At 48.7% G+C, this 24237-nt stretch carries 21 protein-coding genes, 2 tRNA genes and 1 pseudogene; 8 read left to right on the top strand and 16 right to left on the bottom strand.

What is annotated here, in order from left to right; genetic code table 11:
• Window positions 1-38 precede the first annotated feature (38 nt).
• The 7 genes from phnL to BN162_RS05275 all read left to right on the top strand — a co-directional run bounded on the left by phnL (window position 39) and on the right by BN162_RS05275 (window position 6250).
• Entirely contained in the window at window positions 39-749 is a 711-nt protein-coding gene (phnL, locus tag BN162_RS05305) for a phosphonate C-P lyase system protein PhnL (RefSeq protein ID WP_020224049.1), read from the top strand.
• The gene (locus BN162_RS05300) at window positions 746-1555 is read left to right on the top strand and encodes a PHP domain-containing protein (RefSeq protein ID WP_020224048.1); all 810 of its coding nucleotides are present in this window, start codon (window positions 746-748) and stop codon (window positions 1553-1555) included. Before phnL ends, BN162_RS05300 begins: the two co-directional genes overlap by 4 nt.
• The gene (locus tag BN162_RS05295; protein WP_020224047.1) at window positions 1534-2337 is read left to right on the top strand and encodes an inositol monophosphatase family protein; all 804 of its coding nucleotides are present in this window, start codon (window positions 1534-1536) and stop codon (window positions 2335-2337) included. Before BN162_RS05300 ends, BN162_RS05295 begins: the two co-directional genes overlap by 22 nt.
• 496 nt (window positions 2338-2833) lie before the next feature.
• Window positions 2834-3826: a PhnD/SsuA/transferrin family substrate-binding protein gene (locus BN162_RS05290; protein WP_020224046.1), complete on the top strand. Its 993-nt coding sequence runs from the start codon at window positions 2834-2836 to the stop codon at window positions 3824-3826.
• Between the two features lie 20 nt (window positions 3827-3846).
• Window positions 3847-4626, top strand: coding sequence for a phosphonate ABC transporter ATP-binding protein (gene phnC, locus BN162_RS05285; RefSeq protein ID WP_020224045.1), 780 nt, complete (start codon window positions 3847-3849; stop codon window positions 4624-4626).
• A complete protein-coding gene (locus BN162_RS05280) occupies window positions 4623-5399 on the top strand; it encodes a PhnE/PtxC family ABC transporter permease (protein ID WP_020224044.1) in 777 nt (258 codons plus the stop codon). The genes phnC and BN162_RS05280 overlap by 4 nt, the downstream gene beginning before the upstream one ends.
• The gene (locus tag BN162_RS05275) at window positions 5396-6250 is read left to right on the top strand and encodes a PhnE/PtxC family ABC transporter permease (protein ID WP_020224043.1); all 855 of its coding nucleotides are present in this window, start codon (window positions 5396-5398) and stop codon (window positions 6248-6250) included. Before BN162_RS05280 ends, BN162_RS05275 begins: the two co-directional genes overlap by 4 nt.
• A gap of 162 nt (window positions 6251-6412) precedes the next feature.
• Here BN162_RS05275 and BN162_RS05270 read toward each other — a convergent pair.
• The 14 genes and pseudogenes from BN162_RS05270 to BN162_RS05210 form a co-directional block, all read right to left on the bottom strand.
• A tRNA-Leu gene (locus BN162_RS05270) sits at window positions 6413-6499 on the bottom strand.
• Between the two features lie 56 nt (window positions 6500-6555).
• Complete coding sequence (locus BN162_RS05265; RefSeq protein WP_020224042.1) at window positions 6556-7092, bottom strand: phosphatase PAP2 family protein; 537 nt, start codon at window positions 7090-7092, stop codon at window positions 6556-6558.
• A gap of 124 nt (window positions 7093-7216) precedes the next feature.
• Window positions 7217-7306, bottom strand: a tRNA-Ser gene (locus BN162_RS05260).
• A 177-nt stretch (window positions 7307-7483) separates the two neighbouring features.
• Window positions 7484-8170 (bottom strand): TM2 domain-containing protein, encoded by a 687-nt coding sequence (locus tag BN162_RS05255; protein ID WP_020224040.1) that lies wholly within the window; start codon window positions 8168-8170, stop codon window positions 7484-7486.
• Window positions 8171-8458: 288 nt separating this feature from the next.
• Window positions 8459-8902, bottom strand: coding sequence for a hypothetical protein (locus BN162_RS18295; RefSeq protein WP_020224039.1), 444 nt, complete (start codon window positions 8900-8902; stop codon window positions 8459-8461).
• Window positions 8865-9140 (bottom strand): annotated as a pseudogene (locus tag BN162_RS19220) (helix-turn-helix transcriptional regulator); the annotation flags it as partial. The pseudogene BN162_RS19220 and the gene BN162_RS18295, both read right to left, overlap by 38 nt.
• Before the next feature lie 388 nt (window positions 9141-9528).
• Window positions 9529-10872: a hemolysin family protein gene (locus BN162_RS05245; protein ID WP_020224038.1), complete on the bottom strand. Its 1344-nt coding sequence runs from the start codon at window positions 10870-10872 to the stop codon at window positions 9529-9531.
• A gap of 138 nt (window positions 10873-11010) precedes the next feature.
• Window positions 11011-11190 carry a hypothetical protein gene (locus tag BN162_RS05240; RefSeq protein ID WP_020224037.1) on the bottom strand — a complete coding sequence of 60 codons (180 nt, stop codon included), beginning with the start codon at window positions 11188-11190 and terminating at the stop codon, window positions 11011-11013.
• A gap of 121 nt (window positions 11191-11311) precedes the next feature.
• On the bottom strand, window positions 11312-11926 hold the full coding sequence (locus BN162_RS05235; protein ID WP_020224036.1) for a hypothetical protein: 615 nt from the start codon (window positions 11924-11926) through the stop codon (window positions 11312-11314).
• A complete protein-coding gene (locus tag BN162_RS05230; protein ID WP_020224035.1) occupies window positions 11927-13402 on the bottom strand; it encodes a UxaA family hydrolase in 1476 nt (491 codons plus the stop codon).
• The gene (locus BN162_RS05225) at window positions 13399-14832 is read right to left on the bottom strand and encodes a tagaturonate reductase (RefSeq protein ID WP_020224034.1); all 1434 of its coding nucleotides are present in this window, start codon (window positions 14830-14832) and stop codon (window positions 13399-13401) included. The genes BN162_RS05230 and BN162_RS05225 overlap by 4 nt, the downstream gene beginning before the upstream one ends.
• Before the next feature lie 241 nt (window positions 14833-15073).
• The gene (locus BN162_RS05220; RefSeq protein ID WP_020224033.1) at window positions 15074-15442 is read right to left on the bottom strand and encodes a VOC family protein; all 369 of its coding nucleotides are present in this window, start codon (window positions 15440-15442) and stop codon (window positions 15074-15076) included.
• A gap of 82 nt (window positions 15443-15524) precedes the next feature.
• Window positions 15525-16964 carry a hypothetical protein gene (locus tag BN162_RS05215; RefSeq protein ID WP_020224032.1) on the bottom strand — a complete coding sequence of 480 codons (1440 nt, stop codon included), beginning with the start codon at window positions 16962-16964 and terminating at the stop codon, window positions 15525-15527.
• A gap of 108 nt (window positions 16965-17072) precedes the next feature.
• Window positions 17073-18863: a flavocytochrome c gene (locus tag BN162_RS05210; RefSeq protein ID WP_020224031.1), complete on the bottom strand. Its 1791-nt coding sequence runs from the start codon at window positions 18861-18863 to the stop codon at window positions 17073-17075.
• A gap of 263 nt (window positions 18864-19126) precedes the next feature.
• On the opposite strand from BN162_RS05210, the gene BN162_RS05205 reads away from it, so the two are divergent.
• Window positions 19127-21673, top strand: a complete 2547-nt coding sequence (locus BN162_RS05205) for an FAD-dependent oxidoreductase (protein WP_020224030.1) — start codon at window positions 19127-19129, stop codon at window positions 21671-21673.
• A 348-nt stretch (window positions 21674-22021) separates the two neighbouring features.
• On the opposite strand, the gene BN162_RS05200 is transcribed toward BN162_RS05205, so the two are convergent.
• The gene (locus BN162_RS05200; protein ID WP_020224029.1) at window positions 22022-22981 is read right to left on the bottom strand and encodes an aldo/keto reductase; all 960 of its coding nucleotides are present in this window, start codon (window positions 22979-22981) and stop codon (window positions 22022-22024) included.
• Window positions 22982-23075: 94 nt separating this feature from the next.
• Window positions 23076-24227, bottom strand: coding sequence for an iron-containing alcohol dehydrogenase (locus BN162_RS05195; RefSeq protein ID WP_020224028.1), 1152 nt, complete (start codon window positions 24225-24227; stop codon window positions 23076-23078).
• Window positions 24228-24237 lie beyond the last annotated feature (10 nt).

Genomic DNA, 24237 nt, shown 5'->3' with positions numbered 1-24237 from the left:
CAGAAGAACAGATTCAGCCACAAGGCGAGGAGATACGTATGAAACACAATGAACAGATTTGTCTGCAGATCCGCGATCTGTCAAAACAATTTACGATTTACAACAGCGGCAAGACGATCCATGCCTGCCAACATGTCAGTCTGACGTTGAACAAAGGCGAGTTTATCGGCATTACCGGAAAGAGCGGCAGCGGGAAATCAACGATTCTCAAAGGCATCTACCGCACGAATCTGCCGCAGACCGGCGAAATCTGGTATGCCAGCGAGAAATATGGCTGGATCGATCTGTGTCAGGCGTCAGAACGCCAAATCCTTTATCTGCGGCGTTATGAAATTGGCTACGTTTCACAATTCTTACAGCTGATGCCGCGCACGACAGCGCGTCAGATCGTTGAAAATGCGGTGCTGGAAATGGGCGGTAAAGCCGAGGAAGCGCTGCGTGAAGCCGAAGCGATCCTACGTCATTTTGAACTCGATGAAAGCTTATGGGATACCTATCCCAACACCTTTTCAGGCGGTGAAAAGCTGCGCTTAAATATCGCTTCGGCGATGGTCAAGCATCCGCGGTTATTGCTTCTGGATGAACCGACAGCTTCTTTGGATCAACATTCCAAACGCAAGGTACGCAATCTGATTGAACAGCTGAAGCAGGAAGGGACGACAATGCTGGGGATTTTTCATGACCTGGAGTTCATGGAGAATCTCTGCGACCGCCGTTATAACATGCAGTCGGGAGCGATGGATGCATGAGCTGGGATTACCACATTCATTCGGATTACTCAGATTCAGACCAGACTTTAAAACAAATTTTGAATCAGGCACGTCAGCGAAATCTGGAAGCGATCGCCCTGACCGATCATGACTGCGTAGAGGGGGCGCTGCAGGCGGCAAAGCTGAGTCCGGATCTGGAAATCGTATTGGGCGTTGAAGTCAGCGCGCAGGACGAACAGGGACGTCCCATCCATGTTTTGGGCTATGATTTTGATCCGGAGGCTGTTCACCTGCGCCGACTTTGCCATAAGACGCTGCTTCAGCAGCAGGAGCGCTCAATGTGGCAGATTGAACAGCTGCAGCGGGCAGGATATCCGATCACGGTTGAGGAAGTGATCGAACGGCTGGGTCACAGCATGTGGATTTATAAGCAGCATATTATGGACGTCCTGACGGAAAAAGGTATTGCCGAAAGTCTTCACGGTGATTTCTACAGGAAAACCTTTAAAAACGGTGGAATTTGCGAACGGGCGATCCTCTTTCCATCGGTGCAGGAGGCGATGGAAGCCATCCACGCCGATCATGGACTCGCTGTTTTGGCACATCCCGGTCTTTCAGGCTGCATCGAACAGATCTGGAAATGGAAGGATTTGGGCCTGGATGGAATTGAAACAGGGCATAGTTCCCATTCTTTCAGCCAGGTGATGCAGCTGCATGAAATAGCCATGGCCTTAGGGTTGATTGAAACCGCCGGCAGCGACAATCATGGCCGTTACGGCAAAGAGCCGCCGATCGGAACCATCAGCTGGAAAGGGGACCGATTATGTCGACGGAAGAAAAACTAATCTTTGCACAGGCTTTGATTCGCGAAGCCGGCGCCCAGCTGCGCAGCCGTTCACGGAATGAGTTAAAGATCCATTTAAAAAATCATGATGTCGGCGATCTGGTCAGCGATGCGGACAAGCAGACGGAAAAACTGCTGGTTTCTGCGATCCGCAAGCGTTTTAAAGGCCAAAGCTTTCTGACGGAAGAAAAATGGGTAAGCTATAAGCCGAAAACGCAGACGTGGATTATTGATCCGATTGACGGAACGACTAATTTTGTTACCTGGAAACGGGATTATACGATTTCCATTGCTTATTATGAGGAAGAACGTCCGGTTTTTGGTTTGGTTTACGATGTTGAAACGGATGATCTGTATCTGGGCATTACCGGCGGCGGAGCGTGGAAAAACGGGGAACGATTGGCAAAGCTGCCGCAGGATAAGCCGCTGTCCAGATGTGTAGCCGATGTCAGCCTGAAAAGCATAGCGCTGTTAAAAAGCAAGTATGGGATTCAGCTGGAAAAACTGGCGTCGCATATCCGCGGACACCGCAGCAGCGGCTGTGCCTCCCTGTGCCTCTGCCGGCTTGCGGCCGGGGAGCTGGATGTCTATCTTTCCGCCCATTTGAAGACGTGGGATTATGCTGCAGCGGCAATTCTGATCAATGAAACCGGCGGGGCCTGGGGTTTGCCGTTTCATGACCGGCAGGCGCTGTACAGCACCTCAGTTCCTTTTTTAGCAGCCGGCAGCCGGGACTTATATACCCAGATTGTAAATAAATTTTTGACGGTCAACCGGATTTAACGGCAGATCGGCATGCTCAAGAATAGAGAATCAGCCGCGAAAGCGGCTTTCTTTGTGGGGATCATGCCGATAAGAATGAAGAAAACGAGAAGCAACGGAAACGTAAAACGAAGTCTGACGTCGCATCCGTTTGATAAGGTGAATCAAAAGGCAGCAATCAGTTTACGATAAGAACGGAGGATGACAGGCTGTGATGGCTTCTTCAGCCTGTTCTTATTGAAATGAATGGCAAGAGTCAGGCAGAATCAGCGATTTTTAGCCTTTTTCAATTTTAGCTTAACTGAGAATTCAGCTAATCCGTTTGAATGCCGTTGGTTTAAGTTCCAATGGGAAGCAATAGGCAAGGTTTTATTATTCGGGCTCTGTTAATATCCATTAACATTTGTTTAAAAAGCTTAACCGAGAAGAAACGGTGACTCAATCCTGACTCCTTGATCCCTTGATAAAATAGGCCTGTCTTCATTGAAGAAGCGAAGAAGACACGAGGAGGACAAGAATGAAAAAATTCACAACGATAGTCTTGGCAGCTTGTCTGCTGGGGACAGCCGGCTGTTCGGCAGCTCCATCGACAGGGAACGGCGGATCGGCACCGGAAAAAATCACAGTTGCTTTTTTGCCGAACGAACAATCGACAGGTCTGTCGAAAACCAATGAAATGCTGGTCGCTGAAATCCAGAATGCATTAGGAGAAAACGTCAAAGTCGAAGGCATCGTCTGCGATGATTATTCCGCAGTATCGGAAGCGATTCTGACCGGTACGGCTCAGATTGCCTGGGAGTCAGGCGCGACCTTTGCCGCCGCGCATATGGCAGATGATGCAGTGATTCCGCTGTTTACCTATGGCGAAGATGCCGATGGAGATGGCAAAGGTGATCTGGATCATGCGGTCTACAAAGCCTACATCGCAACCGATATCAAAAATAAAGCAGATTTTGAAGGCAAGAGCCGTGATGAAATGTTTGAGCAGCTCTTAGGCAAGAGCTTCTCCTTTGTCAGTGCCACTTCCACATCCGGCCGCTTAGTTCCGACAACCTCACTGTATATGGTATTCGGACCTGACGGCTTGAAAAAAGTGACGGAGAAAGCCCAGATTTTTGAAAAAACAGAGAAGGAAGGCGGACTGTTCTCGGAAGTCCAGTTCGGCGGCAATCATCCGGGTAGTGTTCAGCTGATCGTTACGGATAAGGTTTATGCCGGTGCGTTCTGTTGCCAGTATGGGGATGAGTACCTGGATCAGCTGTATATCATTGATACGGTCGATGTTCCCAATGGCCCATTGTGGGTGAACTCAGATTATATTAACGCTGATCAGCAGAAAGCCTTGATCGATCACTTCGTGAATCTGACACCGGAAAATGCGGTTGAGAACTTCTTTGATGCGGAAAACGGCTTCTTCTATGAAACCGACAATCCGGCGCTGAACCGCTTTGTCCAGCAGCCGGCAGATTTCTATGACTTCCTGTTTGAAATGTATAAGGATGAAGGTTAATCGCGAAAGGAGAACGCCGCATGACTGAAATTTTATCGCTGAAGCATGTATCCAAAGTGTATGATAATCGCGTTCAGGCCCTGCATGACGTCAGCTTCGATGTCCGTCAAGGTGAACTGATTTCGATCATTGGACCCAGCGGAGCGGGAAAATCGACTTTGCTTCGCTGCATAAACCGCATGATCGAAGCCAGCGAAGGACAGATTCTGTTTTTGGATCAGGATGTAACGGCAGCTGACAAAAAGCAGCTGAAAGAGGTTCGGAAGAATATCGGCATGATCTTTCAGAATTACAATCTGGTCTATCGTCTGTCCGTGTTGGAAAATGTCATGCATGGCCGGCTGGGCAGCTATTCCACCTTGCAAAGCACGCTCGGGCTGTACCGCCGCGAGGATGTTGAGGAGGCTCAGCGGCTGCTGCAGATGCTGGGTCTGCAGGATCGCCTGTATGAGAAGTGCTCTAAGCTTTCCGGCGGGCAGAAACAGCGGGTCGGGATTGCCCGCGCTCTGCTTCAGCATCCGAAGATGATCCTGTGCGATGAACCGATCGCTTCACTGGATCCGCAGTCCTCAAAAGTGATCATGGAATATCTCAGGGATATTGCAACCTCGATGAACATTCCGTGTCTGGTCAATCTGCATCAGGTGGATGTTGCGCTGCATTACTCAGACCGGATTATCGGTATGCATCAGGGGGAAGTGGTGTTCTTTGGCAGACCTCAGGACTTGGATGATGCGGTCATTGAAAAGATTTATGGTAAAGGATTAGAGGATTTGCTCAGACATGGAGGTCAGGCATGAGTTACTTTCGGGAAAAACGCATCCGTACTGCGGCTTTTCTCATCGTCGGGTTCTTGCTGACGGTGGCGGGATCTCAGCGCATTCAGTTTGACTGGATCTTGATGATCACTCACTTTCCAGCCGCGATTACGCGTTTTATCCAGCTCTATCTGCCGCCGGATTTCAGTGAATTAGGGCGGATGATTCAGGAAATGGGCGTTACGGTTCTGATTGCCCTAGCAGCCGCCGCAACGGGGATGATTCTGGCTTTCTTTGCGGCTTTGGCGATTTCAGCACGAACGTCAAAGAATAAGACCCTAACCCTAATAATCAGGATGCTGGCGTCACTCACCCGCAATATCCCGGAAGGGGTATGGGCGATTGTCCTATTGATGTGTTTCTGGTATGGCGAATTTCTTGCTTATCTGGTCATGAGCATTATTTCATTTGGTTTTCTGGCCCGGGTGTATGCGGATGCGATGGATGAAACGAGTATGGATTGTATCGAAGCCTTGGAAGCCACCGGGGCTTCCTACTGGCAGATTATTTTCAATGCCGTGGTTCCGGAAACGCTGCCGGCCCTGATTTCCTGGAGTTTGTACGCCGCAGAAAACAACATTCGGTCCTCAACGATTATCGGCATGCTGGCAGGGGGAGGAATTGGATATCTGATCGGCAATTACCGGCATTTCCGCCAATTTCAGTCGCTGCTGGTTGCGATTGTCCTGGTTGTCGCGGCAGTCTTGATTTTTGATCAGATTTCAGCTCAAATACGGAGGAGGATTCTGCAATGAGTACGTTAGCTTCCAACATTCAGGCGCCTGCAGTGCCGCTGAAGAAAACGCGGAGCGGCCGCTACCAGCTGAGTCAAAAAGACGTTTCTTCCTGGCTGGTGCTGGCCGTAGGAGTCACATTTCTGTTTTCCTTGATTTTCTTTCTTGGCTTTGCTGCTAATTATAAATGGGATCAATTTTCACCGGCAGTCGCGGCAAAGATTGCCACTGAGTTTTTCCGCTTTGATAAGATTGCGTTTGCAGATCAGCTGTCCATCCTGGCATTGTTAATCAATACGGTAATCCTTGGTTTTATCACTACCGTGCTGGGAGCCTTGATTGGCCTGCCGTTTGGTTTGATGGCCGCACGCAATCTATCCTGGCCGTGGCTTTCCAATCTAATTAAAGCGCTGGCCAGCTTTGTCCGGGCGGTTCCGACGATTATCTGGGTGTTATTGTTTATTTCCGGTTATGGCCTGACATCCACCACGGCGATTGTCGGCATGGTTTTTCACAGCTGGGCATTCTTTGTTAAAAGCTATGGTGAATCCTTTGAGGAAGTCGATCCAGGGACGATTGAAGCGCTGCGCTCGACCGGCTGTACGTCCTTTCAGGTGATCAGCAGTGCGGTGATTCCCAGTGCTGCAACCCGCATAATCTCGTGGATTGCCATGCGCAGTGAAACTAACTTTGCGGTCGCTGTGGTCATCGGTCCGGCAGTTGGAGTCGCAGGCACAATTGGATCGGTCATCAACGGTTATTCTCGGGTCGGCGATTACAGCGGTTTGGGATTTTCATTGTTCTGTGTCTTTCTGACCGCGCTGGTCTTTGAATTGATTCTGACCCGGCTGAAACAACGTTCCGCCCGCTAGAAGTCCTGCGGGACTTTTTTATTTGCAGTGAAAAAAACTCACTTCAGCCAGACAAAAGAGAAACGATTTGAGTAAGGTCTCATTGAAATTTGCATCTTTGAGTTAAACAGGATCATGAATCAACATAAAAAAAATCAGACAAACGTCTGATTGAGTTATCAATGGTCCCCGGGGCCGGACTCGAACCGGCATGGTATCACTACCGAACGATTTTGAGTCGTTTGCGTCTACCAATTTCGCCACCTGGGGAATTCATGTGCTTATTTATTATATCCGATCCCCAAGCTGAAATCAAGTAGAAATTATCACTTTTCAGAGGTGTCACGCGCCGGGGTTAAACGGTACTGCTTCATCAGCCGTACGCATAAGGCTCCGACGCAAATTCCGACAAGGCAGCCTGCCAGAACGTCCGATGGATAGTGAACATGCAGATAGATGCGGGAAAAAGCGATCAGCACGGCACTGCCTAAGCCCAGCCAGCGATAATGACCGCCGCAGGCAAATAAAATCATCATCGCCGCAAAAGAGGTTGCTGTATGACCGGAAGGAAAGGAACTGGATGTCGGCTGTGTGATCAGCGCCGGCAGCTCCGTATGCGTCATAAACGGCCGCGGCCGGTCGACAAGCTGTTTGATCAGTAAATCATTCAGCGTCCAGGTCAGCACAACGGCTAAAAGCAAAAATACCGCTGTCCGCCGATCCTTTTTAATAAAATAGAAATAACATGCAAAACCAATCCACAGGGCGCCCAGATTTCCCCAACCGGTAATAAATCGCATGACAGCGGTCATCACCGGCGATTGAAAAGCCTGAGTAATCCAATGCATAATGGTTAAATCCATGAGGGCGCCTCCTTTGAAAACTGTTCTTAGCATAACACAAAAGCTGACTGATAATTCTGAAGAATTATTAAAAAATATCAGTAAAAACAAAGAAAAAAGGCTTGATTAAGCCTTTATTTACACATGGCGGAGAACATGAGATTCGAACTCACGGAAGCGTTGCCACTTCGCCACCTTTCCAAGATGGTGCCTTAAACCACTCGGCCAATTCTCCAAGTGCTTTTATATTATAGCGGATACCTCAGTGCTTGTCAAAGGTTTTAGAAAATTTCTGAATTTTCTGAGCCATGGCAAAGAAATAAAAACTATGAAACCCATGGTTTTCCAGCCGGGATTTCTTCATTAAATACGCAGAAAAAAAGACGGCAAATCGCCGCCTTCTTTGCCGAATCTAAATTTTATTCAACGTTTCTTTGGTCTTTTCGATCATCGGGGTAATCAGTTCAGCATATTTAGGAAAATGGTATTTGCAGTCGATCAATTCTTCAGTCAATCCCATTAACTCCTGTCTTAACTTTGCAGCATCCATTGTGATCTGAGATTTCTCCAGTGCCATCGAAATCCGCATACTCACCGCTTCTACGAATTTACGATCCATGGCCTGCCGCAGATCACGCTGATGAAACGGCGGTTCAACATCAATGTCCTGAGCCAGATCCCACATCTGTTCGACATCTTTATTCAAAATATCAAAGCGGCGCAGATAACCCTCTAAATGCGGCTGGCCTTTTTCAACTTCATCGATCACGCGCGTGAAATGTTTGGAAATCTGCAGATATTCCTGTTCCATTTTTTCTTCGCAATGCGCGCATAATGTGGAATTGCGGCTCGGTTCGATCCGGCGCCCGCACTGGCGGCAGCGCCGCCCGTCACGGCGCGGTTCATCCGACGTTTTAAACATCGCGATAAAGGCGCGAATCGTATCAATGAACCAGCCGATCCCCATCAAACCAAACGTAAAGAAATAAAGCACGCCTAAGCCATAGTGCCGGCGCAGAAAATGATGAACACCAAAACCTCCGAAAAAGAAGGTGATAAAAAACATAAGAATCGGATCAAAATCTTCACGATCGTTCATAAGGGCTGTCCTCCTGTGCATCTTAATTGCTTTTGTAGATACAGTATATCAGATTTATTGAAAAACAATCGGAAAAACTTATGAAGAATTTCGTAAGAAAAGAAAACAGAATTCCTAACAAGTGAAAAAAGAAAGGCTGGTATGACCGTTTGTTTTATTCCGGGAACCTTTCCTTCCGATAAAATGACCGTGCGCTGTCCGCTGCTTAAAGCAGTTCGTTAATACGGATGTCCATAAGGGATATTGAACGCGAACTCCCTGCCACTGTGCGCAGCATAGGGAAATCACTTATTTCTTTAGCTTTTTAATGAATTTCCAATAAAGGGATTCCATACGTTCTTCATTTCGCAACAATACATCATAAGCATCGATAATTCCAATTCCATATATAAATAAGTAAACCGAACTTGCAACTAAGATACATTGAATTTCAACCAAAGGGAAGTTAGCGATATTCGCAAATTCCAGGATAACAGCTAGGAGTATCAGACATATAGCTAAAAGAATAAGGGCGATATACTTTCTTTTATAGGTTTCATACGTCTTTGCTAAACTCGAAAAGTAAGCCGGGTCAAAAAGCAGGCGCTCACTTTTTAGTTTCTTATACGGATTTTCTATCAACGACATATTCATTAGAAATGCAAGTCCAGCAATAAGAAACATACTGGCAAGCGTTACAGATACCAAGCGATGATCAATAAAAAGATAATAGGGAACGCCGCCGAACACCATGATTGCAACACCCGCAGCCGTACGCTTCGTTGTTTTTTTTGTGAAAACTCAAGAAACCCTCTGCACATTCTTTACTCACATAATATCCATTTTCATTGGAAGAGAGAGACCCAGTGTTTTCTTTAAGTAAATCGTCTACAGACAATTCAAATATATTACTAAGCATAAGTAATTTTTCTGTTTCTGGATAGCCTTGATTATTTTCCCACTTACTAATTGCCTGTCTGGTCGTATTGAGCTTCTCCGCTAAGGCTTCTTGTGAAAATCCTTTTTCTTTTCTTAATTTAAATAGTTTCTCTCATAATGTCATTTTCATTTCCTCCCAGCTATTTAATAATCAAATTTTATCAAATAGCGATGTTCTTATCTATCACTCTTGAAATGCACATTGTCAACTTTGCGTTGCAGGGTGTTAATTTGACCTTCATTTCCATTGGTTTATGGTGATGCAGGATCGGATGAATGAGTATTTTTCACTGGGCGCATGGATTAAGGACGCCGGTTTTAAAAAGGCAATCAGAATCGTTTAATTGATTAAGTATGCGCTTTTTTGAACTATCCCGTAGCGAGTGAGCCAGAGCTGAAATAAAAAAGTTCGCTGTTGTGTTCAGACGAACTTTTTAAAATTAATTGGATTCTGTCCTCTCTGAATCAGAGCTGGAATCCAGCATCAGGCGGATCTTGGCGATGCGCTTACCGGTCATGGACAAAACGGTAAAGCGCAGGGAACCAATCTGAATTTCCGGATGTTCGTTCGGCTGCGGAATCTGGCCCAGCTGTTCGATTAAATAACCCGAAATCGTATCGTAATATTCAGTTTCCAGATTTAAACCGAGTTCTTCATTCAACTCATCGAGATTCATCAGTCCGTCAATCTGATATTCATTGGCGCTTAACTGAATCAGCTCCGGTTCTTCCTGATCATATTCGTCATACAGATCACCGACAATTTCTTCCACGAGATCCTCTGTTGTGGTAATCCCGCTGAATCCGCCGAATTCATCAATCAGAATCGCCATGCGGTACTGGGTTTTCTGCATTTCTCGAAACAGTTCAGCCGTCGGCTTGCTGTCAGGGACAAAATAAGGCTTCTGCAGCAGCGACTCCAGTTCCAGCTGTTCGGTTTTTCCTTCCGAAATGGCAATCATCAAGTCTTTTATATTCAAAATGCCGATAATGTTATCACTGTTTTCACGATAGACCGGAAACCGGCTCAGACGGGTACTCAGCAGCTCTTTTAACTGCGGCCGGATTGGCTCATCCATATCCAGCATGACGACTTCCTGCCGCGGCACCATAACATCACGGGCAGTTTTATCATCAAAGGTAAAGACCGAATCGATCATCTCCGTCTGCGACTCATCAAAGACACCGCTGGCGCGGCCGCTGTGGACCAGCGAGCGAATTTCCTCTTCACTGACTTCTTCTTCGAGATTTTCAGTCTGCATGCCGAGCAGGCGTAAAAAGCCGTTGGTCGATAAGGAAAGCAGCTTTATAAACGGAGAAAGGACACGGGAAATAATCAAGATCGGTTGCACGCACATCAAACTGAATTGTTCGGCTTTCTGCAGCGCGATGCGCTTGGGAACCAATTCACCGAAAACCAGCGTACAGTACGAAAGAATAATCGTGACGAAAACGACCGCGATTGTAGAGCTGTACGGAATGCCGTACTGCGCCATCCACGCCCCCAGCACCTGAGAGATACCGGTTGCGGCGGAGGCACTGGAGAAGAAGCCGGCAAAGGTGATCGCGACCTGAATGGTTGACAGAAATTTCGTTGAGTCATCAAACAGACCTTCAATTAGCCGGGCTTTCTTGTTTCCTTTCTCAGCCAGCATTTTAATTTTGTTTTTATTCACGGAAACGATAGCCATTTCAGCGCCTGCAAAGAAAGCGTTGACTAACGTAAGAAGTACCAGCAGCAACAGCTGCATGGCGATGGCGTTGCCGCCGGGATCTGATGCCATAATCATCCTCCTAAACTTGATTGCAAGTATAGCAGAGTTAAGCCAAAACCGCAAATACAGCTGAGCGAGTTTGTCTAATTGAATAAGAAAAAGGACGTCCGCATGAAACCACAGAGACGCCCCTGGTGAAACGTGAACCTAAGCTAAATTGAATACGGCCAGCACAAAGGCAATGCCCAACAGCCCATAACCGCCATAAAGCAGAAGCTTTTCCTTTTGATTGTAGGGAATCCCCTGACCGGCGATACAGCGCTTGTTATATACAATTTTAGAGGCGATGACGAGTGCCAGACCCAGCGCCAATAACAGAAATGCCATCTTCATTTTTCTCCTTTATACTGAAACGGACAACACCTGCAGCGGTGTGCTCAGCGCCCTATTCACAGCGATGAGAAACAGCTCTGACAAATAAGCAAGCCGTTGAAAGGATTGCTGCATGTTATTTCTTTGACACTTTTTCAAATGCTGTCAGGATCTGCGGCTCGCTGAAGCTTTCCGGCTGCTGCTTGATCCAGCGGACAACCTCATTATAATGCAGCAGGCAAACGTCGCTTTTAGCCTGTGTGAGATCGGCTGGATCGGGAAAGGCTAAGATTTCCTTGCAGGTTACCCCGCCCAACGCCTGACTTTGATAGCGGCTGTATTGGTGCAGGCCGGCGGCAGGATTGGCAATTCGATAGTTTTTGGTTTCATCCTGAGCCTGACGGCGGACAATCCAGTGCTTGTCGTTTTGCTTGCCGCTGATCTGTCCCTCGCTGCGCACATCACGGATCACGAACACCCCGCGCGTACAAAGCAGGGTGACATAAGTCTGTTCCACATGGCCATTTTGATCTACTACAGAATTATACAATAACCGATGAACCCCCAGCTCCTGTTTCAGCCAGCTGCTGAAGGATAAATCCTGACGGAACTGATAGCGCCAGAAGTATTCCAGATAATTGGCGAACAGTGCTGGATACAATGTACCCCGATAATGTTTGCGCAGCCGAAAGGCCTGAAATAAGGTCAGCGACAGCACAACGGTAATCAATCCATACAGAATGACGTCCATCTAACAGATAACCCCCTGCTTGAAGATCGCGATGCTGCGCAGATCGCTGATTTCGTTGCGGGTTTTCTTCCCTTCCAGCACGGTGATCAGATCTTCTACTAACTGCTCTGCCGCTTCATCCAGCGTGACACCTTCGGTCAGAATGCCGGCGTTGAAGTCAATCCAATGCGGTTTTCGAGCCGCCAGTTCAGAATGGGTCGCGATTTTGTAAGTTGGAATAAAGCCGCCGAACGGGGTTCCCCGGCCGGTTGTAAACAAGACAACCTGACAGCCGCAGGCGCCCAGCGTGGTTGTGGATACGAGGTCATTGCCTGGCCCATACACGAGGCTGACGCCTTTTTTCTGAATCCTCTCTCCGTAATCAAGCACATCGTTGATCTGCGACGTGCCGGCTTTCTGGATGCAGCCCAGACTCTTTTCCTCCAGCGTGGTAATGCCGCCGGCTTTGTTGCCCGGCGATGGATTTTCATAAACGACCTGATGATTGGACAGGAAGTAGTCCTTAAAGCGGTTGATCATCGCCACCAGCTTATCAAACGTTGCCCTGTCTGCAGCCCGGTTCATCAACAGCTGTTCAGCCCCGAACATCTCCGGGACTTCACTGAGCACAATGTTGGCGCCATAGCGAACAAGGTTATCCGAGAAGCGCCCCAGCAGAGGATTCGCGGTAATGCCGGAATAGCCATCCGATCCGCCGCATTTTAAGCCGAAGGAGAATTCGCTGAGATCGCAGACTTCACGCCGGTCATGACGCATGGCCTGGTAAATCTGTTCGAGCAGCTCAACCGCGCTCTGAACCTCATTTTCCACGTCTTGGCAATTCAGACAGCGCACGCGCTGCGGATTGATCTGTTCCAGGCGGTCATAGAAGGGTTTCAGCTGATTGTTCTCACAGCCCAGCCCCAGCACAAGCACACCGCCGGCATTGGGATGGGTGACGATATCCTGCAGGATCTTCACGGTATTCTGATGGTCCTGTCCCATCTGGGAACAGCCGAACGGATGATTAAAGGTGAAGATGCCGTCGATGTCGTCCAGCGGATGACGCTGCCGGAAGGTGTTGACGATATTGCGGGCAGTATCGCCGATGCAGCCAACTGTCACGATGACCCATAATTCATTGCGGATGCCGATCGTGCCGTTCTCACGGCGATAGGCCATGACCGGACGGCTGCCGGGCCGGGCCTCGATCGGAATGGAAACCGGATTGTATTGGTAATCCAGCGTTCCGGACAGGGAGGTTTTCAAATTGTGACTGTGAACCCATTGTCCAGGTTGAATGGAAACCGTCGCGTGTCCGATCGGCTGACCATATTTGATGACGGGCTGACCGGCAGCAATGGATAGACAGGCAAACTTATGGCCGGAAGGGATATCTTCAAGCAGTGTGATGCCGGCAGCGGTTTCCCCGGCATAGAGCGGCTCCAGGGCGACGATTACATTATCGTTGGGCTGAATGTGCAGTGTTTTTTTCATGCATGAACCTCCTTGGTCATCGCTTCGCGCAGACCGAGCGTGGTAATGGAGCGGATGATCGCGGATAAGCGTTCAGCGATATTTTCCAGGGCGGAAAATTCGGTTTTCCATAACGGCAGATTCAGCATTGCCTGCACTGTGTCTTCCGGTTGGTGCTCATCCCAAGCCTGCCAACAGGCCAGCACTTCATTGCTTTCGCTGACCAGCGGCGTGCCGTCAGCTTGGCGCCGGCTCATTAAAACGATCAGCGCAGCTAAGGCGAAACAGCCGTGCGGCGGCAAGGTCTTGTGTGTTTTAACATAATGCTGCATCGCCGGCAGATCTCGCGTCTTGAACTTGGCAATGGAATTCAGGGAAATACTCATGAGTTCATGCCGGATATCCGGGTTTTCAAAGCGCTCAAAGACGTCGGCAGTAAAGGCTGCCAGCTCCGTTTCACTGAAATTCAGCGACGGCCAGACTTCTTCTTTTAAGAAAGCTTTAAGGAAGGCACGGATCTGCGGATCTTCGACTGTTTCCTTCACCGTTTCCAGCCCTGCCAGCAAGCCTAAGGGCACCATGCACGTATGTGATCCGTTGAGGATCGCGACCTTGCGGTCGCGGTATGGCGTGAGATCACGGGTAAAAATAATGTTCTCGTTCAGCTTGTCCAGCGGCAGAACGGAGGTTAAAGAAGGATCACCCTGAATGACCCAGCTGTGATAAATTTCGCCTTTCACCAGATAAGCGTCGTGATAGCCCAGTTCTGCTTCCAAGGCGGCGGCCAGCTCTTTGGGATAACCGGGAACGATGCGGTCAACCAGCGTATTGTAGAAATGATTGGCTGCTTCAATCCAATCCAGAAACGCCTGCGGCTCACTCTGTTCACGGGCTTTGCGGCAAACAATGTCTTTTAAGGTATCACCGTTGTTTTCAATCAGTTCACAGCAGAGAATCTCAAAGCCCTGATCCCGTTGCCCGTGGAAGGTTTGATAACGCTGCTTCAGTACGGCGAGAATCTTGCCCGGAAAGCTCTGCGGGCAGGTTTTCAGCGTTACCGGTTCGTCAACATAGGTGATTCCGGCTTCTGTCGTATTGGATATAAGGATCCGACACTGCGGATCAGCGGCCCGCTGCAATAAAGCGGCGTAGTCAGTGTAGGGATCAATGCCCTGTTCGATCACATCGATCATCCGCACATCACGGATTGGCTGCCCTTGCTTTTTTCCTTCCAGCAGCAGCGTATATAAGCCATCTTGCTGCATTAAATCCTGAACTCGTCCGTGCGGCCGCGGCTGCACGACACAGACGCTGCCGTTAAAGTCGGTTTTTTCATTTAACTGAGATATGAAATCATCGACAAAGGCGCGCAGGAAATTTCCCTCGCCGAACTGCAGAATGCGAATTGGCCGCTGCGGCAGCGGATAATTTTGACGATTAAGAGATTTCATCTTTGATTACTCCATTCTTTTTTACCATTTTATCATGTTTAACGAATGTCCACGCTTGTCAAGCAGGCAGTTTATTCCGGTAATTTTTTAAGTTTTCGCTGTTTTTTATGCGGCGTGGCCTTGCGCTGACTTGTTTCTTCTGTTTCTTGCGCTTTTATCTTACCGCAAAACGACGGTTCAGCAGATCACATAAAAAAGGATATCTCCACTCAGAGAGATACCCTTATCATAGAAAAGGAAATTAAGCCTGAACCAGGCAGAACGGGTGCCCGGCCGGATCAATCATCGTGACAAACTGGCTGCCGCCAAACTGGGTATCCGCCTTCTTTGCGCCCAGACTTTCTGCTTGATTGATCACCGCATTTAAATCCTGAACGAGGAAATCGAAATGTACCTGCTTCTGCGGTTTACCTTCAACTTCCGGCCAGACCGGCGGGACATAATCCGCCTCCTGCACAAACACCAGCATCACGCCGTTTTCACTGACGATGGCAGGATTGCCAAACAATTCTGCGGTTTTCCATCCCAAGAGTTCATGATAGAACTGACTTAGCTTTTGGGCATCGGGGCAGTCGATAATCAAATCGGCTAAACGAACTTCATTTGTCATAAGAAGAACCTCCATTTTCTCTGTTTGTCTTTATTGTAAACGGTTTCGTAGAAGATCGCAAGTTATCTGAATTTTAAGCTAATCACTGATTGGCGGCACTTTGGGCGGCAATCCTGGCCCAGACCAGCTCTGATGTCAGCTCCCAGCCTGGAATCGCGGTATACTGACCATATATGGCATAGAGCCCGTCAATCTTGTTTGAAGGACTGTAGCGGTAAATCACCTGCCCATGTTCGTCAATAGGCCAATAGGCAGAGGTTAACGTTGTAAAGATATTCCAATCCATCGTCCGGTATTGAATAACAGTATAGGGAGGAACCAGCTCGCTCATCGTTTCTGCCGCACGATCATATTCTAAATCTTTGCCCAGTTTAGCGTATTCGTTATATTCAAGGATGGTCTTTTTAACGACTTGAGGATAATCCTGGTTGATGATTAAGGCTACGGAATCAAGATCATCTAAACAGGCGTAATACGTATTTAGAGAAATTTTTGCGGCTTCAACATGACGAAGATCACTGAGGGCATAGATCGGTTCTTGTTGGGAAATGAAGAAAATCAGATCATGAAATTTTAATTCGGGATCTTTCTCATTCAAAAAACGCCGGCCATCAGAATTAATCAGGATAATATTGGGCAAGGTGAAGTAATCATAATCTTCCTGCAAGGACGCCGCACCTTCCCAGTTATCTAACTTTAGCCTTGAAGTGTTGCCGCTAAGGTGAAAATCAAAATCTTCTTTAGAAAAATGATCGGGGGCAACAATTAAAGCCTGTGTTTTAATTTTCGGAGAATAGCTTAAACTGCGGTCGTTTTTGTTTTCAGTAAAGAATTGCGTGACTTCCACACCTTCGACTTTGGTGTTGTCTTGATCGAGGATAATGTTGGTCAGCGATGCGTTGTTCATGATTTGAATTCCAAGCTCACTTACGGTTTGAAGCAACGAAGAGAGCAGAACTGGACGTCCATTCTCGTTTTCATCCTCCGGCATCATCATCAGTTTATAGTCAGGAAGCAAATTTTCCACGGGTGAAGCAAAAGGTACACCGCAGCGATCTCTCAGCCAGTCGACGTCAACTCCTGAATGTTCGACTGTGGTTGAAAATAGACTGTCTGAGATATAACTGTATTTGTAATGATAACGCGAGGTGTAATAATCCGTATAAAAGTCCATGATTTCTTCCAGCTCGTAATGATGCAGAGTCGGATCGTTACGCTGATCGGTTGCTTCCCAGGCGGCATAGCGATCATATTCCGGCGGCAGAACTTCAGGCGATTGAGGCAGCCATTCGTTGTGAAAGGGATAGAATTGATCCTTAAGGAACGGAACTACGACTAAAATGTCATCCATTCCTTGATCATGCGCTTCAATCGCCGCGATTAAGCTGGGAATGGGATTGCCGACAATGACCAGCTCGTTTTCCCAATCGTAGTCATAGGTATCTAAGTTTTTTTGACAGCCGGAAAGAAGCATCAGCAGGCAGAAGGGGAAAAGCAGAAAGCGAAATAAGCGGGAACGCATAGAGATCACCTCAATAAAGAAAGTTTAACACTAAAGTCTACAAATGTAAACTCATGGCGTAAAAAAGAACCTCAGTCCTTTGACTGAGATTCCTAGAGGGAAAGCAGCTTATTTCGCAGCGGCGGCATTGCGGCCGGCGATCCGTCCGAAGACGGTGATATCAGCGATCGCGCAGGTGCCGACACGGTTGTTGCCATGGATGCTGCCGGTGACTTCACCTGCCGCAAACAGACCCGGCATAACGTTGCCTTCGACATCCAGAACTTCGGCATTTTCATTGATTTCAACGCCGCCCATGGTGTGGTGAACGGAAACGACGCCTTCCAGAATGAACCAAGGGCCTTCCTTCATTGTAACCATGCTGGTTGTCCGTCCGAATTCATCGTTGTTGTTTTCGATGCCTTCATTGTACTTCGCCATCGTTTCAACAAGGTTCTCGGCATTGATGCCGTAATGGTCAGCGACTTCTTCCAGTGTATCGGCCTTGAAGAAGACACCATCTTCCAAGCAGCGGGCATATTCATCCGCGAACTTTTCTTCCAGGTTCAGCCGATCCGCGACTTCCTGGTTGTAGATTGCATAGACCAGACCGCCCTGAGCCAGAATGCCTTCGGCACGGACATCACGCATCGCGACTTCGTTGACAAAACGCTTGCCGTCTTTGTTGACGTAGATCAGACCTTCACTTGACCAGCTCGGTGCTTCAATACCATAGAAAACACCGGTGATCGGATTGTTGAACGGGTACAGCTGAATATGTTCCATATTGATCAGATGGGCTCCGATCTTTTCCGCCATGACGATACCGTCGCCGACAATCGCCGGGGAATTGGTTGTTTTGACAGAAGCGTCTAAGGTTTCCCAGCGGGTGTTGTAGTGTTCGCGCATTTCAACGTTGGCGCCGAATCCGCCGGTCGCCAGAACAACGCTGTTGTTCGCGGAGATCGTAGCGGTCTGATCACCCTGAGAAACTTGAACACCGACAACCTTGCCGGTTTCATCCTGGATCAACTCTTCTGCTTTGGTGTTCAGCATAATTTCAACACCGTGGCTTTCAGCATAGTCCTTTAACGGATTGATCATGCCTGGGCCTAATTCAATTGGTTCAACGGCACGCGGTACGCTGTGGCCGCCTTCCTGTACTAGATAATCCTGATACTTGACGCCGATTTCGTCACGCAGCCATTCCGCGGCTGCCGTCGCGTTGTTGACGACGATATCGACCATTTCCTTTTTAGCGACCTTTCCGCCGCCTTCCCACATTTCCTTGGCCATCAGTTCCGGGCTGTCTTCGATGCCCTGTTCTTCCTGCAGCCAGTTGTTCGGGCAGGCCAGTTCGGCATAGGACAAAATCGTGTTGCCGCCGACATACGGCATTTTCTCGATGACAACGACATTGGCTCCCGCAGCCTGCGCTTCAATCGCTGCCGACAGACCTGCTCCGCCAGCGCCTAATACGACGACGTCATAGGTCTTATCTTCCAAAGTGACGGTCGTTTTGGCTGCACCTTCACCGCTCATCAGGGCTTCAATATCGGCCCCAGCTTCTGTTAATGCCGCTTTGACCGCATCCAGAATGGCGTCCGAAGTATGCGTTGCCCCAGAAACTGTATCGACATTCAGTGATTGGGATTCAACAATCGTTGCTGGAATGTTGGCGATAGCCGCATCGGAAATTCCTGCGGATTCCTTGTGTTCTGTGACCTCAACCTTTTCAATCTTATCGGCACTCAAGGTGACTTCGACGGTCACATCCCCATTATTTCCCTGGGCTGTGCCCGTGTAGGTACCGGCTTTGAATTTGCCTTCCCCGCCCTGATCATTCTTCGGTGCCGAGCTGCACGCAGCCATCGAAGCAATCATCATGACAGAAAGCATCAGTTTAACAATTTTTTTCATTTTTCCTTCCTCCTGGTTCTTATTTTATAGAACGCCGGAAGCAGTTTGAATGGATTATCTTCTGTATTCTTTGTAATATTGTCCATTTATGCACAAAAACAGAGGATTCTGACCAGAAAACGAGGATCTTCCAGGAATCAAGCAGTCAGAGCTTGGAGAAATCCTGCAAAAAAGGTCAATGAAAGCAATAAAACTTTCACAAAGCAATTGACCTGTAAGCCGCTAACAGGTTTATAATGGTGAAACCGAAAAGGAGGGAAAGTATGAAAAAATTACTACCACTGCTGCTTGCGGGATTGTTGATGATGACGAGCGCGTGCTCGAACACATCCAATCAGGCAGGCACCTATACTCCAGGCAGTTACACCGGCGAAGGTCAGGGCTTCGGCGGCACCGTTTCTGTTACGATCACAACTGACAAAGACAAGATCACCGAGGTTGTCGTTGCCGGGGAGAATGAAACGCCGGCCATCGGCGGAGCTCAGCTGGAAACGCTGAAAGATCAGATTCTGGCGGCGCAGAGTGCGGAAATTGATGGGGTCTCGGGGGCCACGTTAACTTCCGGCGGCGTTAAGGAAGCGGCCGCGGCAGCCATTGCCGCAGCCAAGGGCGAAGGCGCTGAGGTTGGCGGCGAGCTGACTTATAAAGCGGGAACGTATACCGGCACCGCCGAAGGCTACAATGGACCGGTTGAACTGGATGTCACATTCAGCGACAAAGCGATCACGGATATCCAGATCAAGACCTCCGGTGAAACTGCGCACGTTGGCACACCGGCCTTTGATATCCTGTTTGCGGATGCGATTGCCGCCAACGGTTCAGGCATAGATTCGGTTTCCGGTGCGACGTTCACCAGCCGTGCGATCAAAGACGCTTTAAATGACGCTGCTACTCAGGCGGAAGCGACAAACATGAACGCATTCAAGAAGAATACCGTGGACCATCCGGCTCAGGCCGATATTGATCTGACCTATGATGTCGTTGTCATCGGCGCAGGCGGCGCGGGAATGGGAACCGCAGCCCAGGCAGCGCAGAATGGCGAAACTGTGCTCGTGCTGGAAGAAAATGCTGAAATCGGCGGCAATACGCTGGTTTCCGGCGGTGCGTTCCAGTCCGTTATGCCGTATCTGGTTTGGGATGCCAAGAATCCGGATGCCAAGACTGCCGTCTGGGATTACAATGGACAGACTTATGATAAAGTCATGTCAACTCAAGGCTGCATTGATACGTTAAAGACGATTCTGAACTGGTCGGAAGAACCGTTCGATGAAGCTTATTACAAAGATCATGAATATGTCGCCGGGGATATTGAAGAGCTGAGCAAGCATGGCGTGCATCAGGAATATCTGCCAACATTAAAGGCGCTGAAAAAAGAAATTCAGGCTTATCTGGACTGGGCGCAGCCGCAGCTGGACAAAGGTGTTCAGGAACATGAAATCACGTTGTTCTCAACGGTCAACCTGCATATTTTCCAGACTTACTACGGCGGTCTGCGGGCGAATTCAGATATGACAAAGTGGATTTACGGTGATTATGATCTGGTCAGCCAGTTTATCAATGACGGCCAGGGCTTAAAAGAATGGCTGGAAGATCAGGGTGCATTATTTGATGATGCCAGCCAGCCGACGTTGATCGGGGCGCTGTGGTATCGTGAAAACGGCTTCGGCGGCGGTGATCTGGACGGCGATGGAAAAGCTGAGGAACCCGCACAGTGGGGAACATATTTCGCAACGACCAAGAATACGGTTTTGAAAACTTCGGCAACGGCCGGTGAGAATCAGATTATGACGCGCACCAAGGCGGAAAATCTGATCCTTGAAGACGGCAAGGTTACCGGTGTTCAGGCAACGATGTATGACGGCACCAAAGTGATTGCGCATGCCAACAAGGGCGTGGTTCTGGCGACCGGCGGTTATGCGGCGAACATTCAGAAAGTCATCGACACCAATGAATATTGGAACAAGCAGTTCATTACTTCCAATACCAAGACAACCAATCGTTCATCCTTAGTCGGCGACGGCATCACGATGGGCGAAGAAGTCGGTGCGGCAACGACAGGCGAAGGCTGGACACAGATGATGCCGATTTCCTGGATTGACAACGGCAACCTGGCCTTTGGTGCAGGAACTTATGCGGTTTATATCAATCCGACAACCGGCAATCGCTTCGTCAACGAATCCGCAGAACGCGATGTTCTGTCGTTAGGTGAATTTGAAAATGGGATTGAACTTCAGGGTTCCCAGGGTGTTTTCTTAGAAATCTCCAATGCCGATGTGATGGTTGGACGGCCTTATCCGTATGATGATTATGCCAACAACGTTTCCGGCAAGGAGGACGTTGAAAACCGGGTTTACTTCGCTTCCAGTCAGGATGAACTGAAAACGATTCTGGATCAGTTCGGCATGAAGGCTGATCCGGCGACGATTTACGCGAATATTGAAGCTTACGACAAAGCGATCATGGCCGGCGAACAGCCTGCGGATGTCGCTAAGAGCCAGGCCAGCGATATTATCGGTTCGGCGGAAAAAGATGAAAAGGGCAACTACAAGGCTGACACGTATACCTTGGATGGCGTTATGCTGCGAATCAGAATCATGGCTCCGTCAACGCATCACACGATGGGCGGTTTGACGATTGATACAGACCGGCATGTCCTGAATGCGGATGGCAGCGTCATTGAAGGCTTATATGCGGCAGGCGAAGTTACCGGCGGTATCCACGGCGGCAATCGTCTGGGCGGCAACGCGATCGTTGAGATCTTCGTTTCCGGCCGGACCGCAGCCAACAGTATCGCAGCTGATCATCAGTAAACGCAAACAAGCATCGATTTAAATTAAAGTTTTTAAAAATAAAACGAAATTCCAATGCGGAGTTTCGTTTTATTTTTATCATCGTTCTTATTTTTTGACGAGGAAAGCCGCAGAGCCTTCTTTTCTAAAAGGCAGGGTATGGGAAGAATCTTAAAAGATAGGAACTTTTAAGAAGAAACGCTGCAAGGGCGTTGAATACGAATGCCCGATAGAAAGAGATTGACCCCGGCTTTCCCTTTTTAGTATAACTCAGCAACGTTATTTAAGCAACTCTTTTGAGTTTTGTTGCGCAAAACAACAATGATTTATACGTGGTGTTTACAATCGTTTTCTGCAATGACGAAGAAATCAAAGCTGATCCAGCTGAAGTGCCTCAAGCTTGGCGTCGATTTTCTGCATTTCGTTGTCACTGAGCTTCCAGGCAAAGGTCTCGATGTTCTCTGCGACATGCCGAACGCTGCGGACTCCGACTAAGGCAGTGGATACATACGTTTTCTGCGTTGACCAGTTGATGGCGACTTGGCTGACAGGCGCATTGTGAGCTGCAGCGATTTCATCCAGCGTTCTCATTAGTTCCATAACCCGCGGAAAGACATCCGGACGAAATCCTTTATAAAAGGATAACCGCACGTCGTTGGCAGGCCAGTCAGGAATTTCGCGGAATTGTCCGGTCAGAATGCCGCCGCTTAAAGAACCGTAGGTCATCGTATCAATCCCGTGTTTGTGACACCAGCTCATCAAGGACTTATACCGCTGATCGATCATTGAGAACGGCGGCTGAATAACATCAACCTGACCGTATTTCATCGCTTCTTCCAATAAAGCCTGATCACAGTTGGATAAACCAATAAATCGAATTTTGCCTTGTTGCTTTAGAAAGTTCAGAGCGCACATCGTTTCCGCAATCGGCGTATGTGTATCCGGCCAATGCAGGAAATAGAAGTCGACATAATCAGTTTGAAGATTGCGCAGGGAGCTGGCCATTTCTTCCATGACAGTGCCGAAGCGCGCGTCGCGGAAGACACCGCCGGTAAACAGATCGTTGTGGGTGCCGAACTTGGTGGAAATGAAGATTTTTGACCGATCTAAGCCCTGAATCGCTCGGCCGACAATCTGTTCTGAGCTGTGATTGCCGTAATTGGGAGCGGTGTCGATCAGGTTGACGCCGCCTTTTACCATCGCATGGATGGCTTCAATCGCTTCGGTCTCGCTCATTGCGCCATTCCAGCGCAGACTGTCCAGGCCCCAGGTTCCGACCGCTAACTGGCTGACGTCCACGTTAGCATTGTTGAAATGAGTCATTCGCATAGGTTTCATCATCCTTTCTTTAACGTATTTTTAATAAGAAACGGAAAACCCCGGAACCAAGCGGAAATCCGGGGGATGCGCGGGAAATTGCAATTTACCAAAGCTGACGATACAGTTCGATCATCGCCGCTTCAGTAATCGGTTTGCGGGTATTGGCCGGGGAACCAGATACTGCGGCGTCATGCGCCATTTTTTCTAAGGCGCTGAAGAATTGATCACGATCAACGTTCAGCTGCGCCAGTGTCGGGACATTGAGTTTTGCCAGCAGAGCAGTCAGATTTTCGATAAACAGATCAGCGGCCTGTTGGTCATCTTCCGTCTGCGTCATGCCGCAATACCGAGCCAGATCCGCGAATCGGTCAAGAGCGCCGTCTTTGACATAGTTCATGCAGACCTCCAAAAGCACCGCATTGCTTAACCCATGGGCGATATGGAACAGCGCGCCGATCGGACGGCTCATGCCGTGGACGATCGTAACCGAAGAATTGTTGAAGGCGATCCCTGCTTCCAAGGCTGCCAATGACATCTGAATCCGAGCTTCCTCGTTATCGCCATGTTCGTAAGCTTCCACTAAATTGTTGAAGATGCGCTTGACGGCACTGAGGGCAAAGGTATCCGATAACGGCTGAGCCTGTCGGGATGTGTAAGCTTCAATGGCATGGCACAGCGCGTCAATGCCAGTCGCACTGGTAACGCCCTTAGGAGCGGTCATGGTAAACTGCGGATCAATGATCGCCAGATCGGGAATCAGGCTGCCACCTTTTAAGAGCATCTTGACGTCGTTCTCTGTGTCGGTGATGATCGTAAACTGCGTTGCTTCAGAGCCTGTGCCGGCGGTTGTCGGAATCGCGACCTTTTTCGGCAGCGGGACTTCGACCGGGTGGCCCATATAGGTGTTGAGCGGACGATCCGGTTCGACGCTCATCATCGCGATCGCCTTCATCGAATCAATCGGGGATCCGCCGCCCAATGCGATGAAGAAATCGCACTGTTCTGTCTGATATTGTTTTAAACCTGCGGTGATCATCGTATCGCACGGTTCACTGTTGATTTCAGCATAAATCGAATAAGCGATGTGATGTTGCTTTAAAATGTTCAGAACTTTGTCCAGATTGCCAAGCTGAACCATCATCCGATCGGTGACGATCAGTGCTTTTTTACCCAGCGTGGCGAGGGATGATCCGGCATCTTCCAGCGCTGCAGAACCGCTGATAATTTTGGCCGGAGTTAAAAAGGGATTAGCCATGTTTTTTCTC

It is taken from the genome of Holdemania massiliensis AP2 (assembly GCF_000327285.1).
GTDB classification, from domain to species: Bacteria; Bacillota_I; Bacilli_A; order Erysipelotrichales; family Erysipelotrichaceae; genus Holdemania; species Holdemania massiliensis.
This window is presented reverse-complemented; position numbering and strand designations above follow the sequence as displayed.

Excerpts from the sequence above, each read along its gene's own strand:
- phnL (WP_020224049.1), top strand. The coding sequence starts at position 39 with ATGAAACACAATGAACAGATTTGTCTGCAGATCCGCGATCTGTCAAAA.
- BN162_RS05235 (WP_020224036.1), bottom strand. The coding sequence starts at position 11,926 with ATGGACGTCATTCTGTATGGATTGATTACCGTTGTGCTGTCGCTGACC.
- BN162_RS05255 (WP_020224040.1), bottom strand. The coding sequence starts at position 8,170 with ATGAACGATCGTGAAGATTTTGATCCGATTCTTATGTTTTTTATCACC.
- BN162_RS05225 (WP_020224034.1), bottom strand. The coding sequence starts at position 14,832 with ATGAAATCTCTTAATCGTCAAAATTATCCGCTGCCGCAGCGGCCAATT.
- BN162_RS05195 (WP_020224028.1), bottom strand. The coding sequence starts at position 24,227 with ATGGCTAATCCCTTTTTAACTCCGGCCAAAATTATCAGCGGTTCTGCA.
- BN162_RS05265 (WP_020224042.1), bottom strand. The coding sequence starts at position 7,092 with ATGGATTTAACCATTATGCATTGGATTACTCAGGCTTTTCAATCGCCG.
- BN162_RS05290 (WP_020224046.1), top strand. The coding sequence starts at position 2,834 with ATGAAAAAATTCACAACGATAGTCTTGGCAGCTTGTCTGCTGGGGACA.
- BN162_RS05205 (WP_020224030.1), top strand. The coding sequence starts at position 19,127 with ATGAAAAAATTACTACCACTGCTGCTTGCGGGATTGTTGATGATGACG.
- BN162_RS05280 (WP_020224044.1), top strand. The coding sequence starts at position 4,623 with ATGAGTTACTTTCGGGAAAAACGCATCCGTACTGCGGCTTTTCTCATC.
- BN162_RS05240 (WP_020224037.1), bottom strand. The coding sequence starts at position 11,190 with ATGGCATTTCTGTTATTGGCGCTGGGTCTGGCACTCGTCATCGCCTCT.
- phnC (WP_020224045.1), top strand. The coding sequence starts at position 3,847 with ATGACTGAAATTTTATCGCTGAAGCATGTATCCAAAGTGTATGATAAT.
- BN162_RS05295 (WP_020224047.1), top strand. The coding sequence starts at position 1,534 with ATGTCGACGGAAGAAAAACTAATCTTTGCACAGGCTTTGATTCGCGAA.
- BN162_RS05220 (WP_020224033.1), bottom strand. The coding sequence starts at position 15,442 with ATGACAAATGAAGTTCGTTTAGCCGATTTGATTATCGACTGCCCCGAT.
- BN162_RS05210 (WP_020224031.1), bottom strand. The coding sequence starts at position 18,863 with ATGAAAAAAATTGTTAAACTGATGCTTTCTGTCATGATGATTGCTTCG.
- BN162_RS18295 (WP_020224039.1), bottom strand. The coding sequence starts at position 8,902 with ATGGTGTTCGGCGGCGTTCCCTATTATCTTTTTATTGATCATCGCTTG.
- BN162_RS05275 (WP_020224043.1), top strand. The coding sequence starts at position 5,396 with ATGAGTACGTTAGCTTCCAACATTCAGGCGCCTGCAGTGCCGCTGAAG.
- BN162_RS05200 (WP_020224029.1), bottom strand. The coding sequence starts at position 22,981 with ATGCGAATGACTCATTTCAACAATGCTAACGTGGACGTCAGCCAGTTA.
- BN162_RS05215 (WP_020224032.1), bottom strand. The coding sequence starts at position 16,964 with ATGCGTTCCCGCTTATTTCGCTTTCTGCTTTTCCCCTTCTGCCTGCTG.
- BN162_RS05230 (WP_020224035.1), bottom strand. The coding sequence starts at position 13,402 with ATGAAAAAAACACTGCACATTCAGCCCAACGATAATGTAATCGTCGCC.
- BN162_RS05300 (WP_020224048.1), top strand. The coding sequence starts at position 746 with ATGAGCTGGGATTACCACATTCATTCGGATTACTCAGATTCAGACCAG.
- BN162_RS05245 (WP_020224038.1), bottom strand. The coding sequence starts at position 10,872 with ATGGCATCAGATCCCGGCGGCAACGCCATCGCCATGCAGCTGTTGCTG.